Origin of the sequence: Sporosarcina soli, from assembly GCF_042655805.1 — a bacterium.
Lineage (GTDB): Bacteria > Bacillota > Bacilli > Bacillales_A > Planococcaceae > Sporosarcina > Sporosarcina soli.
The window spans coordinates 823,637-847,475 of record NZ_JBHSNO010000005.1; the positions used below are offsets into that span (position 1 = coordinate 823,637).

Here is a 23,839-nt window from a genome sequence, read left to right on the forward strand (position 1 = left end):
GGACGTTTTGGTTTAACCTTTTGTTGCAATTTTATGATGAAGTCATCTTGGGCTAAATATACCTTATTATTCTTGTAGTTTTCTGCTACTATTAATAGAAGGTAAAAAAGGAGGTTAATTGGTTGAAAAAATTATTCACGTTGATGCTTCTCACTTTGTTATTATGGACCCCAATTGTCGCCGAGGCAAGCGATGTAAAGGGTCATCAGATGGAAACAGAGTTGAATTACTGGATTAACAAAGGCGTAATCCGAGCCGATGCGAAAGGTAATTACAACCCAAACAAGGCGGTAACAAGAGGTGAGTTCGCATCCTATATTGCACGTGCACTAGAGTTACCGACTTCTACAAAACACAAATTCAAAGATTTGAAGGCAAACACAACGCTAACCATTGAAATTCAGAACGCGGCTGGCGCAGGAATCCTTTCAGGTTATCCTGACGGTACCTTTAGACCGAATGAAAAAATCACGCGTCAACATATGGCCGGGATGATGTATAAAGCGATGCGCTATATGAAACTACCGGAACAACATTCAAATTTCAAATTCAAAGATACCAATAAAATATCTGCGAACTTTGTCAATCCGGTTGCTGTCGCACACAGTTTAAACATTATCCGTGGGGATCACCGTAAAGATGGTGTCTATTTCAACCCTCAAGATCATGCGACAATCGCTCACGCTTCTGCCTTCCTTTTCAGAATGGTGGCAGCAGCTGAAAAATTGAAGCCAAGTGAACCGACGACTCCAGGTACACCTACTATCCCCGATGTCGACCCGGAAGTATACAAAGTGAGCTCGATTTCTGGTGGACAATTGAAATCAACAACCGCACTATACAAAACTTATGAAGATGCATTGGCTGCTTACAATGCATCTTCATCTATAAAAGTCATCCAAAAAGGAGATAAAATCATTAAAATGAAAGCGGGGAAAGCTTTCGGTTCAAATAACTCGACGAATACGACCTCGCTGTATAAAGATTCTTCTTTCAAAACTTTAGTGACCTCCATCCAAGCAGGTCGTGAAATCAGCTACGTTGGAAGTAGCGCAGACCGTGTAATTGTGGAAGTGGGCGGGTTGACTTATTATGCGAAGCAGAACGAAGTCGATCTTGTCCCGACAGAACTGGTGACAGGCTCAGACTATTATGAAGTGGGCCGGGACGGTGTTTTGTACCATTACACTTATAATAATATTAGCAAATCATACGCGAATTATTCGATTGCCCCTGCTGCATCATCCATGCGAATCGGCGCCAAATATACAAGCCTTGACGGCGTCCATTTTAGTGAAATAGGTTCGAACAAGAAGGTAACCTATTACCCTTACTTCCAATTCCAATCGATCCGCTATCCGTCCGCCTATACCGGTGCGGAACTGGATACCTATATCAATGAGATTTTGGTTGATCGTCAAAAAACGGGGATTGCCCGTTATCAAAATGCGGCAACTCAATCGAAGCTAATCGGTCTTGGCGAATATTTGAAAGCTGTTGAAGAAACACATCGCGTCAATGCATTGTTCATCTTGGCAACTGCCATTCACGAAAGTGATTACGGCATCAGTACCAATGCGCAAACGAAGAATAATATTTTCGGCATTAAAGTATTCGACTCTGATCCTGACAAAGGGGAAGTTTACGCAAGCCCTGAAAAAAGCGTCGATGCTTTTATTCGAGAATATATGAACAAAAATTATGCCAATCCACTTGGTGGCTATGCAAATGGAGCCGCTCCTGGCAATAAAGTGGTCGGTTTCAATGTTCGATACGCTTCCGATCCAAACTGGGGCAGTAAAATTGCAGGCCATATGTGGCGCATCGATACTTTCCTCGGCAAGAAAGATTACCAACAAGCGGATCTCGGACGGATCAGCTATGATGGTCCTGTTGGGGTCAATGTACGGACAAGCCCTGATGCAACAAGTCCAATACTATTCAGCTACCAACAAAAAGATCCTGGTCTTAACGCAGCATTTGGCTATCCAGTAGTGATCGTTGACGAAACAACCGGCACGGATGGCTATAAATGGTACAAAGTGCTTTCAGATATGAATCCACCGGCTGATTACGGTTGGATCCGTTCAGACCTCGTTGAACGCATTAACTATTAAATAAAAACACTCCATGCATCGGATTGAACCGATGCATGGAGTGTTTTCTATTTACAAAGCGTCTGTATGCTCCGCACCTGCCGGTAATAATTCCGACATGCCGATACGTTCCAAACCTTGTTTGATTTTCGTCGTGTACCCTAATTTGTTTTTATTCAAATAACCCGCTTTGGAACGGATCATCTCTTCAAACACCGGTAGCGCTGCCGGATCGATGGCGGACCAGTTTTCATAAGAATGAATCAAGTCTTCCAATGTTAAATGGACGTAATCTCGTCCGATGAATTCATATTCTGGAGAAACCTTATACCAAATATCCCCATCCGAACGAATCCATTTTTTCTTGTCTTTTTCGATGGCCGACTGAATGCTATAAGCTGTATTCAAGTAAACTGGATCTTTGAATTCCTGATAAGCAAGCAATAGAATATTCATCCCGCCAAGCGCATGGTTCATGGACGTATGCGTCTTCACTTTCTGGGCAGATGGGAAATAATCGGAAATGTAATAAGATGAATTATCTACTTTCAATATATTTCCTTTAACTTTTTGAGATACCAGCAAGTCCGCATAATTTTTCAGTCCAACAGAATAGTCCGTATGACCGAATGCTTTGCCACCATTGTATAGATACAAAGCAATTTGCTCATTGAAACGCGTATCGACAAACGGAGCCGTAATCCCGTACAGACTCTTTAAATACGTACTCGTCACTTCCGTTTCCCAATACGTCGCATTCCCTCTGAAGATATCAAGATTAGCAAACGCATTGTAGACAAGGTTTTCATAATACCGTTCTCCCGTTTCGGAATACAATGCCATGACCCGGTCTTCCTTCACAAGCAGAAGATTCCGGCCATATCCTCTTCCTGACTTCGGCATCGGTTCAATGGTGACCGCCATTTTATTGTACGGTCCGTGTGCTGTATACCATTTGTTACGCTTCTTATAATTCACTGCAGATTCCAACATCCACGCATCCATTTGTTTCCGATCTGCAAATAGCGGCTCTTCGGAAGAAAGGAGCCATTGGTCGACGACATCGAATCCTCTTGATTGCAGACGATAGACAGAGAGTTGCGTGTCGCCTAGCTTCGCTCCACTGAACGCTTCACTTTCTTGTAGCAATTCTCTCGTGTGACTTTCCGCACCTGTCGGATATTTTTGGTATAGCTCAACGGACTGATAAGATTTCCCGATCATTCGTTGCGACTTGTGACCATCCTGATCCGTCTTTTCAAAAATACCTGTCGGATACGTCGTCAAGTCAAAGCCGAATGTGTCATCCACATTTTTCTTAATTGGATATTTGCTAAATTCATGCAACACGCCTTTCGTCAATCCCGTTTCTGTCTGAATGACGTCAACGGTAATCGGCATGCGCTGCGGATTTCTCAACTCGGTGAATAAGAAATAATCCCCGTTCGGCAGTTCCCTCTTTGTCAACGTGACCGTCGCTGGTGACAAACCGCTTACTCGGTATGTATAAACGATGTCCTTCGCATGCGGATGATTGATCGTTTTCTCACCTGCAAATTGCATCGCGTAATTTGAGCGCAAATACGTTTTAGCGGTTGTCGTCAATGGAACTTCTGCAAATTGTTGTTCAAAGCGGATTGGCGTATAGTCGCCATATGTATTTGCTTCGACAAATACCGTTGCCGGCAATTTCTCGATCATTCCGTTTTGGATCATTGCGCGATGTAGGAAAACAACATACGTCGCACGGTTCACGGGCGTTTTCGGATCGAATGTACCATCTTCTTTTCCAGTTGTGATGCCATGTTGCGCCAGTATTTTGACCCCTTCTTTGTGAGAGTCACTGATGCGGGCTTCATCGGTGAAATGGATTTCTTCACCCGTGTCCTGTAAATCAAACGCACGCACGATGACAGTTGCCATCTGTTCACGTGTCAACGAATCCCCGACGCCGAAAGTTCCATCTTCCTTCCCTAGGAAAATACCCGCCTCATAGGTAGCCATTGCCCCTTTCAAATGGGAAGACTTCGCACTGACGTCTTTAAAAATAGGTTGATAGGATGAGTACGTTAACTGTAGCGCATTGGTGAGTAAATTGGCCGCCTGCCCCCGTGAGACTTCTAATGCGGGTCTGAACTGCTTGTCAGGATAGCCATTAATAACGCCCAAATCGACCAGTTGCGTCACTTCATCTTTCGCCCAAAAATCATTATGAACATCCGTAAAACTTTGTTGGATCGGGTTGGCACTGACGTTTAAAATACCGAATCCAAATAACGAAAAGACGATAACTGCAATAAACCCAATCATGATCGGGCTTTTCATCTTTCTTTTGTGTACCATTGATATCCCCCTTACTGACTTATTTTCCAGACTCCGTCCACCAGCCGCTCAAGTAGCTTCAGACTTGCTGATAAAGGCAAAGAACGCCTTTATCTTCAATTCTTCCAGCGCTTGTCACGTCTAAGCGGTGCACTTCGCTCTTATATTTTGTACAGTAATTCCTTTATAATACCATATTTTCGCATAAAAGGACCTCCTATTTATTAGGAGGTCTCGCATAGTCTTTTCTGAATTCCCTATGGATCATCAAATTTCGTCAAAATAGAATGCCATGCATATATATGAAAGAAGAAAAGTTCGGAGGGATTGAAATGGTAACCATCAGCTTATGTATGATCGTCAAAAATGAAGAAGATGTCATTGAGCGATGTTTGGCATCGGTTCGTGATGTAGTCGACGAAATTAACATCGTCGATACTGGTTCTACAGACCGAACAAAGGAAATCGTGAAAATGTATACCGACCGGATTTGGGATTTTGAATGGATAGACGATTTTGCCCGTGCAAGAAATTTCTCCTTTCAGCAAGCGACAAAGGAATATATTCTTTGGCTAGATGCAGATGATCTACTAACGCCAGAAGACCGTGATAAATTCAAAGCGTTAAAACAATCCCTCGATTCAACAATCGATGCTGTATCGATGAATTACTATTTGGGTTTCGACCAGGATGGCAACGTCACTTCCCATTTACGAAGGTATCGTTTAGTAAAAAAAGAAAATAATTTCCAATGGATAGGTGCTGTCCATGAGTATCTTGCGGTCTCTGGGAATTTATTCGACAGCGAGGTTGCCATTACCCATTCTCCACTTTCCCATGACAGTGATCGCAACTTAAGGATTTATCGAAAAATGATAGAATCCGGCTCCCCCCTTTCCCCACGCGATACTTTCTATTACGCGAATGAATTGATGGACCACAGTCAATTCGAAGAAGCCGCTCATTATTACGAGAAATTCTTGGATTCGAAGCTAGGTTGGATTGAAGATAACATAGGAGCCTGTTTTAAATTGGCAGATTGCTACCACAAATTAGAGAACAAAGAAATGGAACTGAACGCCACTTTACGATCATTCATCTATGACGTTCCCCGCCCTGAAGCTTGTTGCCGTTTAGGTTATTCTTTCATGGAACAATTCAAAAATTTGGAGGCGATCTATTGGTACAAACAAGCACTGGCAGCCGGAAATAAAGACTACATTAGTTTACAAAATCCCGCTTTTACGACATGGTTGCCACATCTTCAATTATGTGTCCTGTATGATCGATTACAGCAGTATGACGTCGCTTACGAACACAATGAATCCGCTAGAAAGTATAGGCCGAATGATGAAAGAATCATTCACAATAAACAGTACTTTGAAGGAATCTTTCAAAAGCAAAACGACGAAAACCTGTAAAACTACGGATCGGCTTCTGTTTGGTTGCATTTGTAATGGATTTGGTTGCACTCATCGTCGAATTGCTTGTATTTCAAGACTTTAATACTAAAAAGAAAACTCCCACTGACAATCCAGTGGGAGTTGCATCTTCACTTATGCTTTTGTCACGACAATCTCTTCTTCAACCACTTCGACTTGAACCTTTTCAATGACGTCCTCTTCCAAAATAAGGTCTGTCAATTGATCTTCGATTTTGTCTTGAATTACTCTACGAAGTGGTCTTGCTCCAAAACGTTTGTCATAGCCTAGTTTGACCAACGCCTGTTTCGCTTCGGCCGTAATGGTCATTTCAATTTCATTTTCCTCGATGTTCGCTTGTAAATCAGCAAGCATCAAGTCAACAATTTCGAGTAGGTTTTCTTCCGTCAACGTATTGAATTGAACAATCGCGTCGAAACGGTTTAAAAACTCCGGTTTGAAGTAATCACTTAGATTTTCCAATGTTGTAATGGAATCATGCTCAATCCGGTTAAAACCTACATTCACTTTCTTATCGCCCGTCCCAGCATTACTCGTCATAATGATGACGGTATCTTTAAAGCTGACAGTCCGGCCATGTGAGTCCGTAAGACGACCATCCTCCATGATTTGCAAGAAGATATTTTGAACATCAGGATGAGCTTTTTCAATTTCATCGAGCAATAGAATGGAATAAGGATTGCGCCGGACTTGCTCCGTCAATTGACCTGCCTCTTCATGACCTACATAGCCAGGAGGTGAACCGATGATTTTCGACACCGCATGTTTCTCCATATATTCACTCATGTCAAGGCGAATCAAGGCATCACGTGAGCCGAATAATTCTTCAGCAAGCACTTTCGTGATTTCCGTTTTACCAACACCCGTCGGACCGACAAATAGGAATGAACCAATCGGGCGCTGCTTAGATTTCAATCCGGCACGACTGCGGCGGATCGCTTTAGCGATTTTATCAACCGCATCCTCTTGACCGATTACTTTTGCACGAAGACTCTCCGCCATTCCTTTCATTTTCGCTTGTTCAGCCGCTTGCAGTTTTGTCACGGGAATCCCTGTTTTTTCTTCCACGATTTGTTCAATATCTGCAACAGATACCTCTACTCGGGCAACTTCTTCATCTTTGTTGATCTCTTCCAATTGTTTCTGAAGCCGGATCTCTTCATAACGTAAGTTCGCCGCTTTTTCATAGTCCTCCGCTTCAGCTGCCTGAACTTTTTCTTTACTCACTTCATTCAGACGCATTTCAATTGAAGCGACATCTTTTTCCGAATGGACAAGATTGAGACGTGCACCAACTTCATCCATTAAATCGATCGCTTTATCCGGCAAAAATCGATCTTGAATATACCGTTGAGACAATGTGACGAAAGCCTGGATCGCTTCATCAGAATAGTGTACTTCATGGAATTTTTCATAGCGATCTTTGATGCCGTTCAGGATTTTCACCGTATCTTCAGCAGACGGTTCTTTCACGATGATCGGTTGGAAACGACGTTCAAGTGCAGCATCTTTTTCAATCTGGCGATACTCTTTCAAAGTCGTTGCCCCGATCAATTGTAAACCGCCCCGCGCCAATGCCGGTTTCAAAATATTGCCCGCATCCATTTGCGAACCTTCCGTTGATCCTGCACCGACTAATAAGTGGATTTCGTCAATGAACAAAATCACATCTTTACGCGTTTGCAGCTCCTCAACCAATTGTTTCATCCGCTCTTCAAATTGCCCACGAATACCTGTATTCGTCACTAATGAAGCAACGTCCAATAGGTAAACTTCCTTATTCATCAACTTCATCGGGACATCGCCTTCTACGATTTTCACCGCAAGCCCTTCAGCAATCGCCGTTTTACCAACACCCGGCTCACCAATGAGCACTGGATTATTTTTATTTCTTCTATTTAACGTTTCAATGACACGCTTCACTTCTTGATCACGCCCGATGACAGGATCGATCAAACCTTCCCTTGCTTCGCTGGATAGATTTTTACCAAGTTGATCCAGCAAACCATTACCACGGTTCCCTTGTTCTTGAACCGTTTGCGTTCTAGCCTGTTTTCCACCATTCGCTTGGAAAAATTGTTTTGCAAATGCATCATTGGCATTTTCATTAAAAGATGAAAAATCTCCTGAATTTAGTGTGTTTTGAATTTCATTAAAGCATTGATGACACATATTGATCTGCATTTTTTGATGATTCATTTGGATCCACAAATTCATCGTTGCTTGGTTCTTACCACATTGTTGACATTTCATATTTCATTCCTCCTTAAAGGATTCTTATATATTCAACCGTTTTTGACTTTGACTATATTTGACTATGATTCGATTATACTCTGACCTGTTTTGACTTTCAATAATTTTGCTCAGGCAATAATCATTCTTTTTCTATTTATTCATCGTTTGACTAAGACAAGTAGTTGTATGCCCGTCCTTCCCCTTTTTTCTCGAATAATATGTTACAGAAAAGAGGTGAAAAAAATGGAGTTTTTTGAGTATATGAACCATAGGAATAGAAATAAGTATTGTAATTGTAAACATGAATGCTGTTGTCAAGGTCCTCCTGGACCAAGAGGACCACGTGGATATGAGGGCCCGGAAGGTCCTGAGGGCTCTCGTGGACCGCAAGGACCGCGTGGGCCACGAGGATTCCCAGGGCCTCAAGGGGAACAAGGGGATCCAGGAGCTACAGGGGTTACGGGCGTAACTGGAAATACCGGAACTACGGGCGCTACTGGCTTGGCTGGATCTACTGGTGCTACGGGTGCCACTGGCGCTACTGGAGTTACCGGGGCTACAGGCACTACGGGTGTAGCTGGAGCTACAGGGACTACAGGAGCCACTGGTGTGGCTGGAGCTACTGGGGCTACGGGCGCTACCGGCTTAGCTGGAGTTACCGGAGCTACGGGCGCTACCGGGGTGGATGGAGCTACAGGCGCTACGGGCGCTACCGGCGTGACTGGAATTACTGGAGCGACGGGGGCCACCGGTGTAGCTGGAGCTACAGGGGCTACGGGCGCCACTGGTGTGGCTGGAGCTACAGGCGCTACGGGCGCCACCGGCGTGACTGGAATTACCGGGGCTACGGGCGATACGGGTGTAGCTGGATCTATCGGGGCTACGGGCGCCACCGGCATAACTGGAGCTACAGGGGCTACAGGCGCTACAGGCTTGGCTGGAGTTACCGGGGCTACGGGCGTCACTGGTGTGGCTGGAGCTACAGGGGCTACGGGCGCAACTGGCGTAACTGGAGCTACAGGGGCTACGGGCGCTACCGGCGTGGCTGGAATTACTGGAGCGACGGGGGCCACCGGTGTAGCTGGATCTACCGGGGCTACGGGCGCAACTGGTGTGGCTGGAGCTACAGGGACTACCGGCGCAACTGGCGTAACTGGGGATCCAGGAGCGACGGGGGCTACCGGTATAGCTGGATCTACCGGGGCTACAGGCGCAACTGGCGTAACTGGAGCTACCGGGGCTACAGGCGCAACTGGCGTAACTGGGGATCCAGGAGCGACGGGGGCTACAGGCGCAACTGGAGTAGCTGGAACTACCGGGGCTACCGGCGCAACTGGCGTAACTGGAGCTACAGGCGCTACAGGTGCTACAGGTGCCACTGGTGCGACTGGACCTACTGGACCTACTGGACCTACTGGAGCAAGTGCAATCATTCCGTTCGCTTCCGGTGTTACACCGGTTGTATTAACAGCGACTGCGGCTGGATTGGTTGGAACTACAAGTCTTGTAGGATTCGGAAGCGCTGTTGCAGGAGTTGGCTTAGTAGGTGCAAACATTGACCTTTCCGGGCTGCTGAACTATGCGTTTATCGTTCCACGGGATGGGACCATAACCTCATTGGCAGGATTCTTTACAGTTACAACAGGAATCGGCGTTCTTCTTGGAACTGCAACGATTCAGGCGCAACTCTATTCTGCACCAGCCAATAGCAATACATTTAGTCCGGTAACAGGGGCTTCTGTGACACTAGCTCCGTCCTTGACTGGTTTAATTTCGGTTGGTTTGATCAGCAATGGAATAACAAGCGGATTGACAATTCCTGTTACAGCTGGACAACGATTGTTGCTTGTATTTTCCGTAACCACTACTGGTCTTAATGTAATCACTACTCTCACCGGCGCAGCAAGTGGCGGCGTAACAATCAGTTAATGAACGCATCCTCCCATAATTCAGTTCTCAACAGGTTGTTATCCATCGATAAGCAAAAAATCACCCCTTTCATTCACTTGAATGAAAGGGGTGATTTAGTTTAGAAGTTATTCACGTAATCAGTACTCGTCGTGACACATTCACCGAGCTTTGCGACATCGAAATTTCCACCGCTGACAATGACGCCGACACGATTTGCTGTAAAGGGTAGTTTTTTATGCAGAACTGCAGCGACTGCGGCAGCTGCTGCACCTTCGATCAATGTTTTTTCACGTTCCAGCATGAACAATATCGCGGATGAAATTTCTTGTTCGGAAACTGTAATCAGTTCGTCTACATAATTCTGGATAATGTTCATTGTCACCTTCCCTGGGTCTTTGACACGGATGCCTTCTGCCAAGGTCGGTAGAAAATGGATCATGCCTTTTCGTTCGTGAAATTTCGAAAAGATTGCAGGTGCATTTTCCGCTTGAACTCCTATCACTTTGACAGTGGGACGGATTGCTTTGACAGCGAGCGCTGTTCCCGCCAACAAACCGCCTCCTCCTGCCGGTACAACAATCGTATCTAAGTCAGGTTGTTGCTGAAGCATTTCCATGGCAACAGTAGCCTGACCTTCAATTATAGCCAGATCGTCGAACGGGTGAACGAATGTCGCACCTGTAGCAAGCTGTGCAGAGCGTGCAGCCAAATAAGCTTCGTCAAAACTTTGACCGATCAATTTGACGGTTGCTCCGTATTTCTGCGTCGCTTGCACCTTCGCTTCCGGTGTAGCGAGTGGCATATAGATCGTCACCGGAACGCCTTTTTTCCGTCCTGCGAGCGCGACTCCTTGTGCGTGATTTCCCGCCGAGGCTGCCAATAATCCTTTGGCACATTCCTCTTCGGAAAGCTGCGCGACTTTGTTGAAAGCGCCTCGTACTTTGAACGAACCTGTCTTCTGAAGATTTTCAAGCTTTAAATACACTTCACTGTTGGTCCATTCATTCAATGTTTCGGACTGTTTGCAAGGCGTCCTATGAACGATTTCTGTTAACCTCTCAAATGCTTCGAATAAACGAGCTGTGTCGTACGAATTCCCAATTACACCATCTCCTCTTTAATGCAGCCGGTTATACCAGCTGGTTTGTTTGTTGCTGTTCATACTTGGCAATATGCTCTTCATATTGGAATGTCAATGCAATTTCATCCCAACCGTTTAGCAACATCTGTTTATAATACGGGTCGATATTAAATGAATAAACCTTCCCGTCTTGCCCAGTCACTGTTTGCTTTTCCAAATTCACTTCTACCGTGTATGGCTCTTGCTCGCCTTTTGCCAACAGTTCTTCCACTTCTTCCACTTTCAATTTAATAGGAAGTAAACCGTTCTTCATGCAGTTATTATGGAAAATATCCGCAAAGCTAGGGGCAATGACAACGTTGAAACCATAATCCACGATTGACCAAGGGGCGTGCTCCCTTGAAGAACCACATCCGAAATTCTCATGTGACACGAGAACTTTGGATCCTTTGAATCGCTCATCATTTAATACGAAATCTTTTATCTCAGTCCCATCCGCATTATACCGCCAATGGTAAAATAAGTATTTTCCAAATCCTGTACGCTCAATCCGCTTTAGGAATTCCTTGGAAATAATTTGGTCGGTATCGACGTTTTTATGGTCGAGTGGAGTGATGACACTCACTACTTCATTAATCGGTTCCATCTAATCGTCTCCTTTCAGCGCTTACGCATGGGCTTTCTGTATTTCACGTACATCGACGAAATGACCTGCAATGGCAGATGCAGCCGCCATCGCCGGGCTCATCAGATGTGTTCGGGATCCCGCACCTTGACGGCCTTCGAAGTTCCGATTGGATGTCGAAGCGCATCGCTCTCCTGCTGGAACAACATCATCATTCATCGCGAGGCACATACTACAGCCTGACTCGCGCCATTCAAATCCTGCTTCTAAGAAAATGGAGTCCAGTCCTTCTTCTTCCGCCTGCTTTTTAACGGAGTATGAACCTGGTACGACAATCGCTGTAACGGAAGGATGAACTTTTTTCCCTTCTATCACTTTAGCAGCTGCGCGTAGGTCACTTAATCTTGCATTCGTGCAAGAGCCGATGAAAACGTGCTGGATGTCAATGGATGTCAGTGGAGCCCCTTCTTCAAGTCCCATATAAGCAAGTGCTTTTTTCAACGCTTCTTTATCAGACTCGGATTCAAAGTCAGTTGCATAAGGTACATGTGATGTTATACCTGATCCCATGGAAGGATTCGTCCCCCATGTCACAAATGGTTCGATTTCATTTGCATCCAGTTCGACTGTTATGTCATATGTAGCTCCTTCGTCGGACGCCAGAGCAAGCCATTTTTCTGCTGCTTCATCAAACGCGTCTCCTTGTGGAACATGTTTACGCCCTTTTAAGTAGGCGACGGTCGTTTCGTCCGGGCTGATTAAACCAGCTTTCGCTCCTGCTTCAATGGACATATTACAGATTGTCATCCGCTCTTCCATCGTTAGCTTCCGAATGGCTTCGCCTGTATATTCCACAATATGTCCTGTCCCCATATCGATGCCGAATTTAGCGATAATCGCCAAAATGATATCTTTAGCAGTGACACCAAAACCAAGTTCGCCATTGATGCGGATTTGCATGGTTTTCGGTTTGTTTTGCCAAAGCGTTTGTGTCGATAACACGTGCTCGACTTCACTTGTTCCAATACCGAATGCAATCGCACCGAACGCTCCATGCGTCGATGTATGGCTATCCCCACAAACAATTGTTTTTCCAGGTTGCGTCAATCCAAGTTCCGGCCCGATAATATGGACAATTCCTTGGTCTGGGTGATCCATATTCGCCAGTTCAATACCAAATTCATCACAGTTCGTTTGCAATGTATTGATCTGTTTCCGTGCAATCGGGTCTTTAATGGTTTCCCGGTTGCGCGTCGGTACATTATGATCCATCGTTGCATAGCAAAGATCCGGTCTTCGAACTTTACGATTTGCTAGTCTCAATCCTTCAAATGCCTGCGGAGAGGTCACTTCATGCAATAAATGAAGATCGATGTAGAGCAAATCCGGTTTCCCCTGTTCTTCATAAACTACATGCTGTTCCCAGATTTTCTCGATAATATTTTTCGCCATAAGTCCTTCTCCCTTCTCAATTACGCCTCGGCGTAATTGCGTCCAGATTTTGAATTGAGCTTGCTCAATTGACTCCTTTCAAAATCTGTGACATCCGCCGGAGGCATGATTTAATTCAGTTTACTGAATTAAATCATACGTATGAATTCATAATGCTGTTCGAAACAGATTGTGATTCGATTTCGTTGATTACTTTTTCGGTCCATTCCTGTGTTGTTAGAGCCTGTTGCGCAGAATCAGCCAAATCCGCTGTGAAGCTGCCATCTTCGAATACTGTATCAACGGCTTTCTCAATCGCCACCGCTTCCGCTTCCATTCCGAATGAATAACGTAACATCATCGCAGCTGACAAAATGGTGGCAGCTGGATTCGCAATCCCTTTACCAGCAATTTCTGGAGCTGAACCGTGTACCGGTTCATAAAGGCCGAAACTGTCTGCACGCATACTTGCTGAAGGCAGTACGCCCAGTGAACCTGTAATGACGGACGCCTCATCGCTTAAAATATCGCCAAACATATTTTCCGTTAAAATGACATCGAATGCAGCAGGATTTGTAATCAGCTTCATAGATGTTGAGTCGACTAACATGTGCTCGACTTCTACGTCCGGATAGGCCACCTTTTTCTCGTCCACAATTTTGCGCCATAGCTTGCTCGACTCAAGAACATTTGCCTTGTCGACGGAAGCGATTTTCCCTTTGCGCAGTTGAGCAAACTCAAAAGATTTTTCTACGATACGTTCAATTTCTGCACGTGTATAAAGGAGTGTATCTACTGCTCCTTCGTCTGTATGGTGACTCGGTTCTCCAAAATACAAACCACCAGTCAATTCTCGTACGATCAGCATATCGACTTCTTTTGCATTTTCTTCTTTCAAAGGAGAAGTATGGAGCAAAGAAGGGACAGCTTTCACAGGACGAAGATTGGCGAACAGATCGAAATGTTTTCGAATGGCCAAGAGTCCCTTTTCCGGACGGAGAGCCTGTGGGTTTTGATCCCATTTCGGTCCACCTACTGCTCCGAGAAGCACGGCATCACTCGCTTCGCAAATTGCGATTGTTTCATCCGGCAGAGGATTTTGATGCTGATCGATTGCATCTCCCCCAATGGATGCATGTTCAAAATGAAACGTATGGCCAAAGCGTTTTGCAATGACTTCAAGCACCTTCACGGCCGCTTCTGTTACTTCCGGACCAATTCCATCTCCTGGTAATACTGCTACTTTCTTTTCCATCGTCCTTCTCCTCCTTGTTAAAGTCTGAACTTAGTTTCTTCTATAGATCAATTATGCCTTGGCGTAATTGCGTCCAGATTTTGAATTGCGAATCGAACAGCGAAGGGTTCGATTTGCCGTATTTCTGCGCCTTTTGCAGAAATTAAGGCACTTAGATAAGCGCAATTGATACCTTTCAAAATCTGTGACATCCGCCGGAGGCTTGGGCCAACAGGATGTTGGTCACTCAGGCGTCGCCGCAGGACGCGGTGACCTTAGCCTGAGTTCCTCTAATCAGCAAATCTTTTTGTACTGAAAGCGAAGCGTCAGCTACAGGGAGTTTGGACTCCCTCTGATTGAAATGCATTCTGGCATTCATCCCGCCACTTATGGAAGTGGAGAACTTCTGCTGAATCAAGTTAAAGTGCTCGGCAAGTTATTCCGTCAGTAGCCTAGCCGTTTACAACTCAACTACTGACGTTGGCATCTCCTTAAAGACTTCTTCATTCAGTTTTATATGTCAGTTTATTGGACAGCTGCTTTGACTTTGTTCCCTGCCTTGATCAACTGTCTATTAATTGCGTTCAGATAAGCTTTAGCAGATGCCTCCAATACGTCTTGTGCGACATCACGACCAATCGAAATTTGACCATCAACACTTAGATTCACAACAGCTTCTCCAAGTGCATCGCGTCCTTTACCGATTGATGTTACACGGTAATCCAAAATGTGGGTTTCGCCATCCACCAATTTTTCAAGTGTATTGAAAATGGCTTCAACTGAACCTGCTCCCGTAGCAGCCACCGTAACGGTTTCTCCATTTGGTACAACAGCTGTAACTGTCGCTGTCGGTACATTTGCAGTTCCATACTGCACTTGCACATTCGTCAGTTCGTATACTGGAACCTCTTTATATTCGATCTGCTGATCCGTGAAGAGGATGAATAAATCGTCTTCCGTAATCTCTTTTTTGCGGTCTGCCAACTTTTTAAATTCAACAAACGCTTTATTAATTTTTTCATCATCCAGATTGAAGCCCATTGTAATGGCGCGATCTTTGAATGCATGTCGACCTGAGTGTTTTCCAAGGGCAAGCGGTTCTGTTTTGTCACCGATCAGTTCCGGAGTAATAATCTCGTAAGTTTCACGATTTTTCAGATAACCATCTTGATGAATCCCTGACTCGTGAGCAAATGCATTTTTGCCGACGACTGCTTTGTTTGGTTGTATAACGACACCAGTCAATTGGCTCACAAGCTGACTCGTACGTTTGATTTCCTTCAAATTGATACCCGTTTCGAAACCGTAGAAGTCTTTTCGGATATGAAGGGCAACTGCAATTTCTTCAAGTGCTGCATTCCCTGCCCGTTCCCCGATACCGTTGATCGTCCCTTCGACTTGATCCGCTCCATTTTCAATCGCCGCAATCGAGTTGACGACAGCCATTCCTAAGTCATTATGACAGTGAGCAGAAAGTTTAACCTTGTCGATTCCAGTGACATTTTCTTTCAAGTATTTGAAGAGTGCACCGTATTCCTGAGGCGTTGCATAACCGACCGTATCTGGAATATTGATGGTTGTGGCGCCTGCAGTAATCACTTGGTTAATGATGCGGACAAGAAATTCCGGGTCTGAACGGAATGCATCTTCCGCGGACCATTGGACAAGCGGGAAATATTTGCGTGCATATTTGACGGCTTCCACTGCAATGTCAACGACTTGGTCAGGGGTTTTCTGAAGTTTATATTCCATGTGGATTGGTGAAGTTGCTAAGAATACGTGTAAATGAGGTTGTTCCGCACCACGAAGTGCTTCCCATGACGTTTCGATATCGCTTTTCATCGCCCGGGCAAGACCTGTAACCGTTGAGTTTTTCACTGTATTCGCAATGCGTTGAACCGCTTCAAAATCACCCGGGGATGAAGCAGGAAACCCTGCTTCAATAATTGTTGCCCCGAATTTTTCTAGTTGACGTGCGATTTCTAATTTTTCTGCTGTATTTAAGTTGATACCTGCGGACTGTTCTCCATCCCGCAATGTTGTATCAAAGATGTCAATTTTTCGCACTTGCGACCACTTCTTCCTCTTTTGTTTTCGCACCTTCGTTCACAAATGGCATCATTGCGCGTAGTTTTTGACCAACTTCTTCGATTTGGTGTTTCGCTTCTTCTTGTTCGATGCGGTTGAAGTTTGGACGACCGTTTTCGTTCTCTGCAATCCACTCTTCAGCGAATTTCCCAGATTGGATGTCAGTCAAGATGTCTTTCATACGTGCTTTTGTATCTGCATCGACAACGCGTGGACCTGATACGAAGTCACCCCACTCAGCTGTATCGGAGATTGAATAACGCATGCCGGCCATTCCGCCTTCGTACATCAAGTCAACGATCAATTTAACTTCGTGCAATGTTTCGAAGTAAGCAAGTTCTGGTTGGTAGCCAGCTTCCACAAGTGTTTCAAATCCAGATTTAACAAGTGATGTCAAACCGCCGCAAAGTACTGCTTGCTCACCAAATAGGTCTGTAACTGTTTCTTCTTCAAATGTTGTTTCAAGAACACCACCGCGTGCAGAACCGATACCTTTTGCATATGCAAGTGCAACGTCTTTTGCATTGCCGGATACGTCTTGATAGATAGCGAACAATGCTGGTACACCTGCGCCTGCTTCAAATGTTCTACGAACGAGATGCCCTGGTCCTTTTGGTGCTACTAGGAATACGTCAACATCCGCTGGTGGTTTGATCTGACCGAAGTGAACGTTGAATCCGTGTGCGAATACAAGTGATTTTCCTGCTGTTAGAGCTGGAGCGATTTCTTCTTCATAGACTTGTTTTTGTCTTTCATCCGGCAATAGGATCATGATGAAGTCTGCTTGTTCTGCTGCTTCTTTTACTGTTGTTACTTGTAGACCATCTTGTTTTGCTTGATCGAAAGATTTACCTGGACGTACACCTACAACAACATTGAAACCTGAATCTTGTAAGTTACGAGCATGTGCGTGACCTTGTGAACCGTATCCGATGATCGCGATTTTTTTATCTTGTAGAACTGCCTCATTGATATCTTGGTTATAGTACATTTTTGTCATTTTAAATTCCTCCAATAAATTGTTTGTAGTTGTTATTATCTATATGGTATTTAAATGGTACACATTTGAATGGTGTTACTGTTATCCTTTTGCGTCTAAGCATGCGCCCTGCGCTTTTTTATCATTTTAAAATGGATAATTGTGGTGATTGGACTTTTTGCGTGTCCCGAACAAATGCCGTAGCACCTGTTCTTGTTAATTCTTTAATGCCATAGGGTCTGAGCAGATCGATAAATGCTTCAATCTTATCTGGATTGCCTGTCACTTGGTAAGTGACGACGTTTTTACCGGAATCGATGACTGTTGCTCTAAACGGTTCGATGATACTATTCATTTCACTTCTGACATGCGGCGGTGAAATAACTTTGACTAAAGCGAGCTCCCGCATGACAATCGCTCTATCTGTAATGTCATTCACTTTAAGGACATCGATCTGTTTGGATAACTGTTTGACAAGCTGTTCGATTTTCCGCTCATCTTCAACATTGACGATGAACGTCATTTTCGAGATGCCTACCTGTTCAGTATGCCCGACTGTAATGCTCTCGATGTTAAATTGTCTTTTCATGAGCAATCCCGTCACTCGGTTCAAGACGCCACTTTGATTAATAACCGTTACTGTAATGACTCGTTTCAATGTTTGCTCACTCCAATCATTTCATTCAATCCTCTGCCTGGTGCGACCATCGGCGTAACCTTTTCCGCCTGTTTCACGCGACAGTCGATCAGGACAGGTTCATCGGATAATAGTGCTTCTCGGAACTGGGCTTCTGCCTCTTCCAGTTTTTCGATTCGATAGCCTTTGATATCGTATGCTTCCGCTAATTTCACAAAGTCCGGCTGAACCGGGATCAAAGACTGAGAATAACGGTTTCCATAGAATGTCTCCTGCCATTGGCGAACCATCCCAAGTGCTTCGTTGTTCAAAATGACCACTTTGACAGGAAGGCGCAATTCCTGCAATAAAGACAATTCTTGTGCCGTCATTTGGAATCCAGCATCACCTACGATCGATATGACACGTTTATCCGGCTTGGCAATCTGTGCGCCAATCGCTGCTGGGAAACCGAAGCCCATCGTCCCAAGACCGCCTGACGTTACCCAATGATTCGGATTTTTTAAACTATAGTATTGAGCTGCCCACATTTGATGCTGACCTACATCCGTTGTGACAATCGCTTCCCCTTCCGTGATACGGTGGATGATTTCAACCGCTTGTTGTGGAAGAATGACACTATCATCCTCGTTGTACCATAATGGGAACTCTTCTGCTGATTGTTTCAAGTAAGCCCACCATTCAGATATTTCAGGCGATTCTAATTGCTGATTCAAAAGTTCTTTCAATGCTTCTTTAGCATCTGCAACGATCGGAATTTCCGTCGGTACATTTTTCCCGATTTCTGCCGGGTCGATATCGATATGGATGACTTTTGCATGTGGTGCGAACAACTCAAGATTACCAGTTAAACGGTCATCGAAGCGTGCCCCGATATTGACCAGTACATCACATTCGCTGAGCGCCATATTGGCAGTAACTGTTCCGTGCATCCCTGCCATGCCAAGGAATAACTCGTGATCGCCATGGATACTTCCCAATCCAAGAAGTGTATTGGTAATCGGTAATTGGTGTTTCTCCGCAAATTCTTTCAATTCGTCCATCGCTTGTGCATGGAGAATACCGGCTCCCGCTAGGATGATCGGCTTTTTCGCTTCTGAAATGGCTTTTGCCGCTTTTTGGATTTGTAAAAAGTTCGGAATCGTTGTCGGCTGATAGCCTGGTAGGTTGACTTCGATGTCTTCATACTTTTCATTCGTCGAAGCGAACAACCCCGTCGCAATGTTTTTAGGTATATCCACAACAACTGGTCCAGGTCGTCCTGTTGAAGCGATATGGAATGCTTCTTTGATAATCCGCGGTAAATCCGCCACGTCGTTCACCTGATAATTATGTTTGGTGATTGGCTGTGTAATGCCGATGATATCCGCTTCCTGGAATGCATCGGTTCCGATGACTGTATTAGCAACCTGGCCAGTAAATACGACGAGTGGCAAAGAATCCATCATAGCATCCGTAATCCCTGTCACTAAGTTCGTTGCGCCCGGTCCGGATGTGGCAAGTACGACACCTGTTTTTCCGGATACTCTGGCATACCCTTCCGCCGCATGAATTGCGCCTTGTTCGTGACGGGCAAGCACGTGGGAAATGGGATTTTTATATAGCGCATCGTATATTGGTAATACAGCCCCTCCAGGGTAACCGAAGATGACTTCGACGCCTTGATCTTTCAATGCTTGGATCAAAACAGCAGATCCATCGCTCGGCTGTATGTTTTGTTGTTCAATCACAGTATCAGTCACCATTTCCTTTACTGCTTGCTTCGTTTGAACTTCCGCATTCATCAATAAACTCCTCCTTACTTTTCTTTTCATCTAATCATTTTCGAAATAAAGAAAAGCCTTTTCTCCCCACGCAAAGAAACATGTTCTCTTTACCTAGGGATGAAAAAGCTTTTCATGGTACCACCCTTGTTCACAGCAATTTTGCTGCCTCATGAATAGACATTGTCTATTCGCTTCTAACGAGCACAGTATACTATGCCCGGGATTACCTATTCCCATGTGGTTTCAGCAATCCACTCCGGGGTGATGTCGTAAACTAGGTGTATACCGGCTTTCAGCTGTCCCGGCTCTCTGTGAATACTGGATCTAGTTACTTTTGCCCCATCATCGATTTCAATCTATTAAATTTTCATAACGCCGCCAGTACTCGCTGATGTAACAAGTGCTGAATATCTGGCAAGATAGCCTTTTTTGATTTTCGGTTCAAACGGTTTTAATGATGCCCGTCTTTTCGCTAATTCCTCATCGGAAACTTCGAGTTGGATCGTCCGGTTCGTCAAATCGATGGAAATGATATCATCGTTTTCGACTAACGCGATTGGTCCGCCTTCTGCCGCTTCCGGTGAAATATGGCCGATCGAGATGCCTCGGGATGCCCCGGAAAAACGACCGTCTGTAATGAGTGCCACTTTTGTTCCTAGACCGCGTCCCATAATCGCAGACGTCGGTGCAAGCATTTCAGGCATTCCAGGTCCGCCTTTCGGACCTTCGTAGCGGATGACAACGACATGACCTTCTTTAACAGTGCCATTATCGATGTTTTCCTGTGCCGCTTCTTGGGAATCAAAGACAATCGCTTTGCCTGTGAATTCCTTGATTGACGGATCAACCGCACCGACTTTAATGACACCGCCGTCCGGTGCAATATTTCCGAAGAGTATGGATAATCCGCCTACAGGACTGTATGGATTTTCTTTCGGTCTGATGACTGCCTCATTCGTAATTTTGGCTTCTTTGACGTTTTCGTAAAGCGTTTTTCCTGTGATCGTCATACGATCTGGATGTACTGCTCCTTCGATTTCGCAAAGTTCCTTGATGATGGCACTGAGACCACCTGCAAGGTGAATGTCATGCATCGAGTAATCGGAAGCCGGCATAATTTTCGATAAATATGGAATGCGCTTCGCGACTTCGTTGATGTCTTTCACATCGTACTCGATTTCCGCTTCGTGTGCGATGGCAAGTGTATGGAGGACTGTGTTCGTCGAACCACCCATTGCCATATCGAGTGCAAAAGCATCATCGATCGCTTCTTTCGTAATGAGATCACGTGGTTTAATATCTTCTTTTACCATGCGGACAAGATGTTGCGCCGCTTCTTTGATGAGTCGGTGACGCTCGTCCGAAGTGGCTACAATTGTGGCATTCCCTGGAGGTGTCAAGCCGAGCATTTCCATCAAAGAGTTCATGGAGTTCGCAGTGAACATTCCTGAACAGGATCCACATGTCGGGCATGCGCTTTGTTCAATGTCGAGCAGTTCTTCCTCTGTCATCGATCCTTGTTTGTAAGCCCCGACTCCTTCAAATACGGAAGTGAGTGAAAGTTGTTTTCCATCAGCTGATGTACCAGCTTCCATCGGTCCACCTGATACGAACACAGAAGGGACATTCGTCCGGACTGCTGCCATCAGCATACCTGGTGTAATCTTGTCACAGTTCGGTATGTAGAACACACCGTCAAACCAGTGAGCGTTAATCACGGTTTCCGCTGCATCTGCAATGAGCTCTCGGCTTGGGAGTGAATACCTCATTCCGATATGCCCCATTGCAATCCCATCATCTACTCCGATGGTATTAAATTCAAACGGGATGCCCCCCGCTTCCCGGATTGCTTCTTTAACAACTTCTGCGAATTTATTCAAGTGCATATGACCAGGAATGATATCAATATATGAGTTACAGACACCTATAAAAGGTTTGTGCATATCTTTCATCCGAACACCAGTTGCGTACAATAGACTTCTATGAGGTGCGCGATCTACACCTTTTTTGATCATATCACTTCTCATTGCATTCTCTCCTACTCAAATCACTTACACTTCTATATCAATTAAACTAAGTTACTACCTATCAATCAGTCACTTGTCATCTGACTTGAATCATGTGCTGATTTGGATTGAAGCTATCATATCTTGGATATCGCCCATAGTCAACAGTCTTTTTATAATTATTAGCCAATTAAGAATTGCAAATAAAAATGTATCCGCTTACAAGTGCAATATATCGCATATCTCACATTTTGTTCATATTTAATAAAAAATTCTCTACGAAATAACATTGAGCATAGAAAGTGTTTTAATTCTAAAGAAATGGATATTTAAAAAATTCATGATTTATGAAACCTTCCTGCAATATACTCGTATCTGTAGTATACTTGCTTTTGCAAGTATGTATTTTTTACCAATAATCTAATGGAGGTTTTAGGCAATGAAAAAATTAGCAACATGGGCACTCGCATTCATCTTGTTACTCTCGTTCGCTTTTCCACAAGGTACGGCGTCTGCTCAATCTTACTCACTCAACTGGACGATTGATGATGTTGAAGTGAAAGGGAACGACCAACCTTTCCTATCCAATGATAAGGTTCTGCTTCCCATAGAGAAACTATTTAAAGAAGTTGGTTTCAAAGTTTCAAAAGACGAGTCTGGTAAAGTGAATGTAACGAATAACCACTTAACGATTGACTTCGATGCGGCAGCAGGAGAAATCAAAGTGAATGGTGAAAAGGTAAATACCGAATTCCCTCTCACTGATCAAAAAGATGGAAACTATATTTCCACTGAATTTTTGGCACAACTAGAAGGGTTTTCAGCAAAAGTTGCAGCGGATCATCAATCGGTTGCTATTGAGACAAACCGTGTGCTAGATGTCCCTGCATTTTTAGAGAAAGCAATGGATGCCAATTTGAACAGCCAATCTACTAATCTAACATTAGATTTAGAGATGTCATCTTCACTACTAGATGAAGAAACGATGAAGATGTTAATGGCTATTCAATCAGACGACATTTTGGATCCATTTTCCTCACACTCCATTTCTACAATGTCAATGACTGACTCAGAAGGATTTGCATTTGAGGAAGTATCTGAAACGTATATTACTGAAGATGGATTCTTCCAAAAAATGGGCGACACTTGGATCAAGTATGACGATGAAATGGCAGAATTCATGCAACAAATTACATCTGCACAAGAAATGTTACTGCCACAATTGGAAGAACTGCAACAGAAATTCACGACAGGCATCAACATCTATGAATATGATGATGTCTATGTCATGACACAATCACTGACGACAGATGAACTTAAAGAAATGCTAAAAGAAGCATCTTCCTTATTCGCAGATCTACTGCCTGTTATGGAAACTGAAGAAGTAACTGTCGAAGTGGAAGCGACTGAAGCGGAAGAGATTGAAGAAGTAGCGACTGAAAATGAAGTGACTGAAGAAGCAAAAGAAGAAACTGTTGTAGAGGCAGTTGTTGATGAGACAACTACTGAAGAAAATACAAATGAAGCAACTGAAGAAGAAGCAGTTGTTGACGAAACAACTACTGAGGAAAACACAAATGAAACGACTGAAGAAGAAGCAGTGATTGATGAGGTCATTTTTGAAGAAGGCGACTTCGACGCGATCTTCGAAAGCCTTGGTCTGAAGCTTGAGGAATTCTACTTTGTTTCCAATTATGATAAGGAAACATTATTCCCACTTGATTTGTCTGGAAATGCACATATTACGATGGCGATGGGCGAAGACTCTTTCTCTATGAAAATGATTATTTCTGGGACATTCAGTAACTTCAATGCCGTTGAAGAAATTAAAGTTCCTGAGGAAGTCATCCAAAACGCGATCACAATGGAAGAATACTTCGAACAACTTGAAGCGGAATTCGAAGCAGAATTCGAATACGAAGTTGAATAATTGGTGAAGAAGAGCGGAACGACCCTTGAATGGGCTCGTTCCGCTTTTCTCTTATT

At 44.3% G+C, this 23,839-nt stretch carries 15 protein-coding genes; 4 read left to right on the forward strand and 11 right to left on the reverse strand.

Annotated features, from left to right (window positions below; all coding sequences use genetic code 11):
* The first annotated feature begins 122 nt into the window (after window positions 1-122).
* Window positions 123-2,117 (forward strand): S-layer homology domain-containing protein, encoded by a 1,995-nt coding sequence (locus ACFPRA_RS08150; RefSeq protein ID WP_381432500.1) that lies wholly within the window; start codon window positions 123-125, stop codon window positions 2,115-2,117.
* Window positions 2,118-2,168: 51 nt separating this feature from the next.
* On the opposite strand, the gene ACFPRA_RS08155 is transcribed toward ACFPRA_RS08150, so the two are convergent.
* Complete coding sequence (locus ACFPRA_RS08155) at window positions 2,169-4,439, reverse strand: S-layer homology domain-containing protein (RefSeq protein WP_381432502.1); 2,271 nt, start codon at window positions 4,437-4,439, stop codon at window positions 2,169-2,171.
* A gap of 311 nt (window positions 4,440-4,750) precedes the next feature.
* On the opposite strand from ACFPRA_RS08155, the gene ACFPRA_RS08160 reads away from it, so the two are divergent.
* Window positions 4,751-5,839 carry a glycosyltransferase gene (locus ACFPRA_RS08160; RefSeq protein WP_381432504.1) on the forward strand — a complete coding sequence of 363 codons (1,089 nt, stop codon included), beginning with the start codon at window positions 4,751-4,753 and terminating at the stop codon, window positions 5,837-5,839.
* A 135-nt stretch (window positions 5,840-5,974) separates the two neighbouring features.
* Here ACFPRA_RS08160 and ACFPRA_RS08165 read toward each other — a convergent pair whose 3' ends face one another.
* Entirely contained in the window at window positions 5,975-8,113 is a 2,139-nt protein-coding gene (locus tag ACFPRA_RS08165) for an AAA family ATPase (RefSeq protein ID WP_381432506.1), read from the reverse strand.
* Between the two features lie 225 nt (window positions 8,114-8,338).
* On the opposite strand from ACFPRA_RS08165, the gene ACFPRA_RS08170 reads away from it, so the two are divergent.
* Window positions 8,339-10,024, forward strand: coding sequence for an exosporium glycoprotein BclB-related protein (locus tag ACFPRA_RS08170; RefSeq protein ID WP_381432508.1), 1,686 nt, complete (start codon window positions 8,339-8,341; stop codon window positions 10,022-10,024).
* Window positions 10,025-10,124: 100 nt separating this feature from the next.
* On the opposite strand, the gene ACFPRA_RS08175 is transcribed toward ACFPRA_RS08170, so the two are convergent.
* From ACFPRA_RS08175 to ilvD, 9 genes are all read right to left on the reverse strand, one after another.
* Window positions 10,125-11,051 (reverse strand): threonine ammonia-lyase, encoded by a 927-nt coding sequence (locus tag ACFPRA_RS08175; RefSeq protein ID WP_381434817.1) that lies wholly within the window; start codon window positions 11,049-11,051, stop codon window positions 10,125-10,127.
* 85 nt (window positions 11,052-11,136) lie between these two features.
* Complete coding sequence (leuD, locus tag ACFPRA_RS08180) at window positions 11,137-11,733, reverse strand: 3-isopropylmalate dehydratase small subunit (RefSeq protein WP_381432510.1); 597 nt, start codon at window positions 11,731-11,733, stop codon at window positions 11,137-11,139.
* A gap of 21 nt (window positions 11,734-11,754) precedes the next feature.
* Window positions 11,755-13,164, reverse strand: coding sequence for a 3-isopropylmalate dehydratase large subunit (gene leuC, locus ACFPRA_RS08185; protein WP_381432512.1), 1,410 nt, complete (start codon window positions 13,162-13,164; stop codon window positions 11,755-11,757).
* Window positions 13,165-13,297: 133 nt separating this feature from the next.
* Entirely contained in the window at window positions 13,298-14,398 is a 1,101-nt protein-coding gene (gene leuB, locus ACFPRA_RS08190) for a 3-isopropylmalate dehydrogenase (RefSeq protein WP_381432514.1), read from the reverse strand.
* Window positions 14,399-14,902: 504 nt separating this feature from the next.
* The gene (locus ACFPRA_RS08195) at window positions 14,903-16,444 is read right to left on the reverse strand and encodes a 2-isopropylmalate synthase (RefSeq protein WP_381432516.1); all 1,542 of its coding nucleotides are present in this window, start codon (window positions 16,442-16,444) and stop codon (window positions 14,903-14,905) included.
* Window positions 16,431-17,465, reverse strand: coding sequence for a ketol-acid reductoisomerase (gene ilvC, locus ACFPRA_RS08200; RefSeq protein WP_381432518.1), 1,035 nt, complete (start codon window positions 17,463-17,465; stop codon window positions 16,431-16,433). Before ilvC ends, ACFPRA_RS08195 begins: the two co-directional genes overlap by 14 nt.
* Before the next feature lie 121 nt (window positions 17,466-17,586).
* On the reverse strand, window positions 17,587-18,102 hold the full coding sequence (ilvN, locus tag ACFPRA_RS08205; RefSeq protein ID WP_239391546.1) for an acetolactate synthase small subunit: 516 nt from the start codon (window positions 18,100-18,102) through the stop codon (window positions 17,587-17,589).
* Window positions 18,099-19,826, reverse strand: a complete 1,728-nt coding sequence (gene ilvB / locus ACFPRA_RS08210) for an acetolactate synthase large subunit (protein ID WP_381434820.1) — start codon at window positions 19,824-19,826, stop codon at window positions 18,099-18,101. Before ilvB ends, ilvN begins: the two co-directional genes overlap by 4 nt.
* 380 nt (window positions 19,827-20,206) lie before the next feature.
* Entirely contained in the window at window positions 20,207-21,874 is a 1,668-nt protein-coding gene (gene ilvD / locus ACFPRA_RS08215; protein WP_381432522.1) for a dihydroxy-acid dehydratase, read from the reverse strand.
* A 418-nt stretch (window positions 21,875-22,292) separates the two neighbouring features.
* Here ilvD and ACFPRA_RS08220 point away from each other — a divergent pair, with 418 nt between their 5' ends.
* The gene (locus tag ACFPRA_RS08220) at window positions 22,293-23,783 is read left to right on the forward strand and encodes a DUF6612 family protein (protein ID WP_381432525.1); all 1,491 of its coding nucleotides are present in this window, start codon (window positions 22,293-22,295) and stop codon (window positions 23,781-23,783) included.
* The last annotated feature ends 56 nt before the right edge of the window (window positions 23,784-23,839 follow it).

Coding starts and splice junctions, on each gene's coding strand:
- ACFPRA_RS08155 (WP_381432502.1), bottom strand. CDS start 4,439: ATGGTACACAAAAGAAAGATGAAAAGCCCGATCATGATTGGGTTTATT.
- ACFPRA_RS08160 (WP_381432504.1), top strand. CDS start 4,751: ATGGTAACCATCAGCTTATGTATGATCGTCAAAAATGAAGAAGATGTC.
- ACFPRA_RS08165 (WP_381432506.1), bottom strand. CDS start 8,113: ATGAAATGTCAACAATGTGGTAAGAACCAAGCAACGATGAATTTGTGG.
- ACFPRA_RS08170 (WP_381432508.1), top strand. CDS start 8,339: ATGGAGTTTTTTGAGTATATGAACCATAGGAATAGAAATAAGTATTGT.
- leuD (WP_381432510.1), bottom strand. CDS start 11,733: ATGGAACCGATTAATGAAGTAGTGAGTGTCATCACTCCACTCGACCAT.
- leuC (WP_381432512.1), bottom strand. CDS start 13,164: ATGGCGAAAAATATTATCGAGAAAATCTGGGAACAGCATGTAGTTTAT.
- leuB (WP_381432514.1), bottom strand. CDS start 14,398: ATGGAAAAGAAAGTAGCAGTATTACCAGGAGATGGAATTGGTCCGGAA.
- ilvC (WP_381432518.1), bottom strand. CDS start 17,465: ATGACAAAAATGTACTATAACCAAGATATCAATGAGGCAGTTCTACAA.
- ilvB (WP_381434820.1), bottom strand. CDS start 19,826: ATGGTGACTGATACTGTGATTGAACAACAAAACATACAGCCGAGCGAT.
- ilvD (WP_381432522.1), bottom strand. CDS start 21,874: ATGAGAAGTGATATGATCAAAAAAGGTGTAGATCGCGCACCTCATAGA.
- ACFPRA_RS08220 (WP_381432525.1), top strand. CDS start 22,293: ATGAAAAAATTAGCAACATGGGCACTCGCATTCATCTTGTTACTCTCG.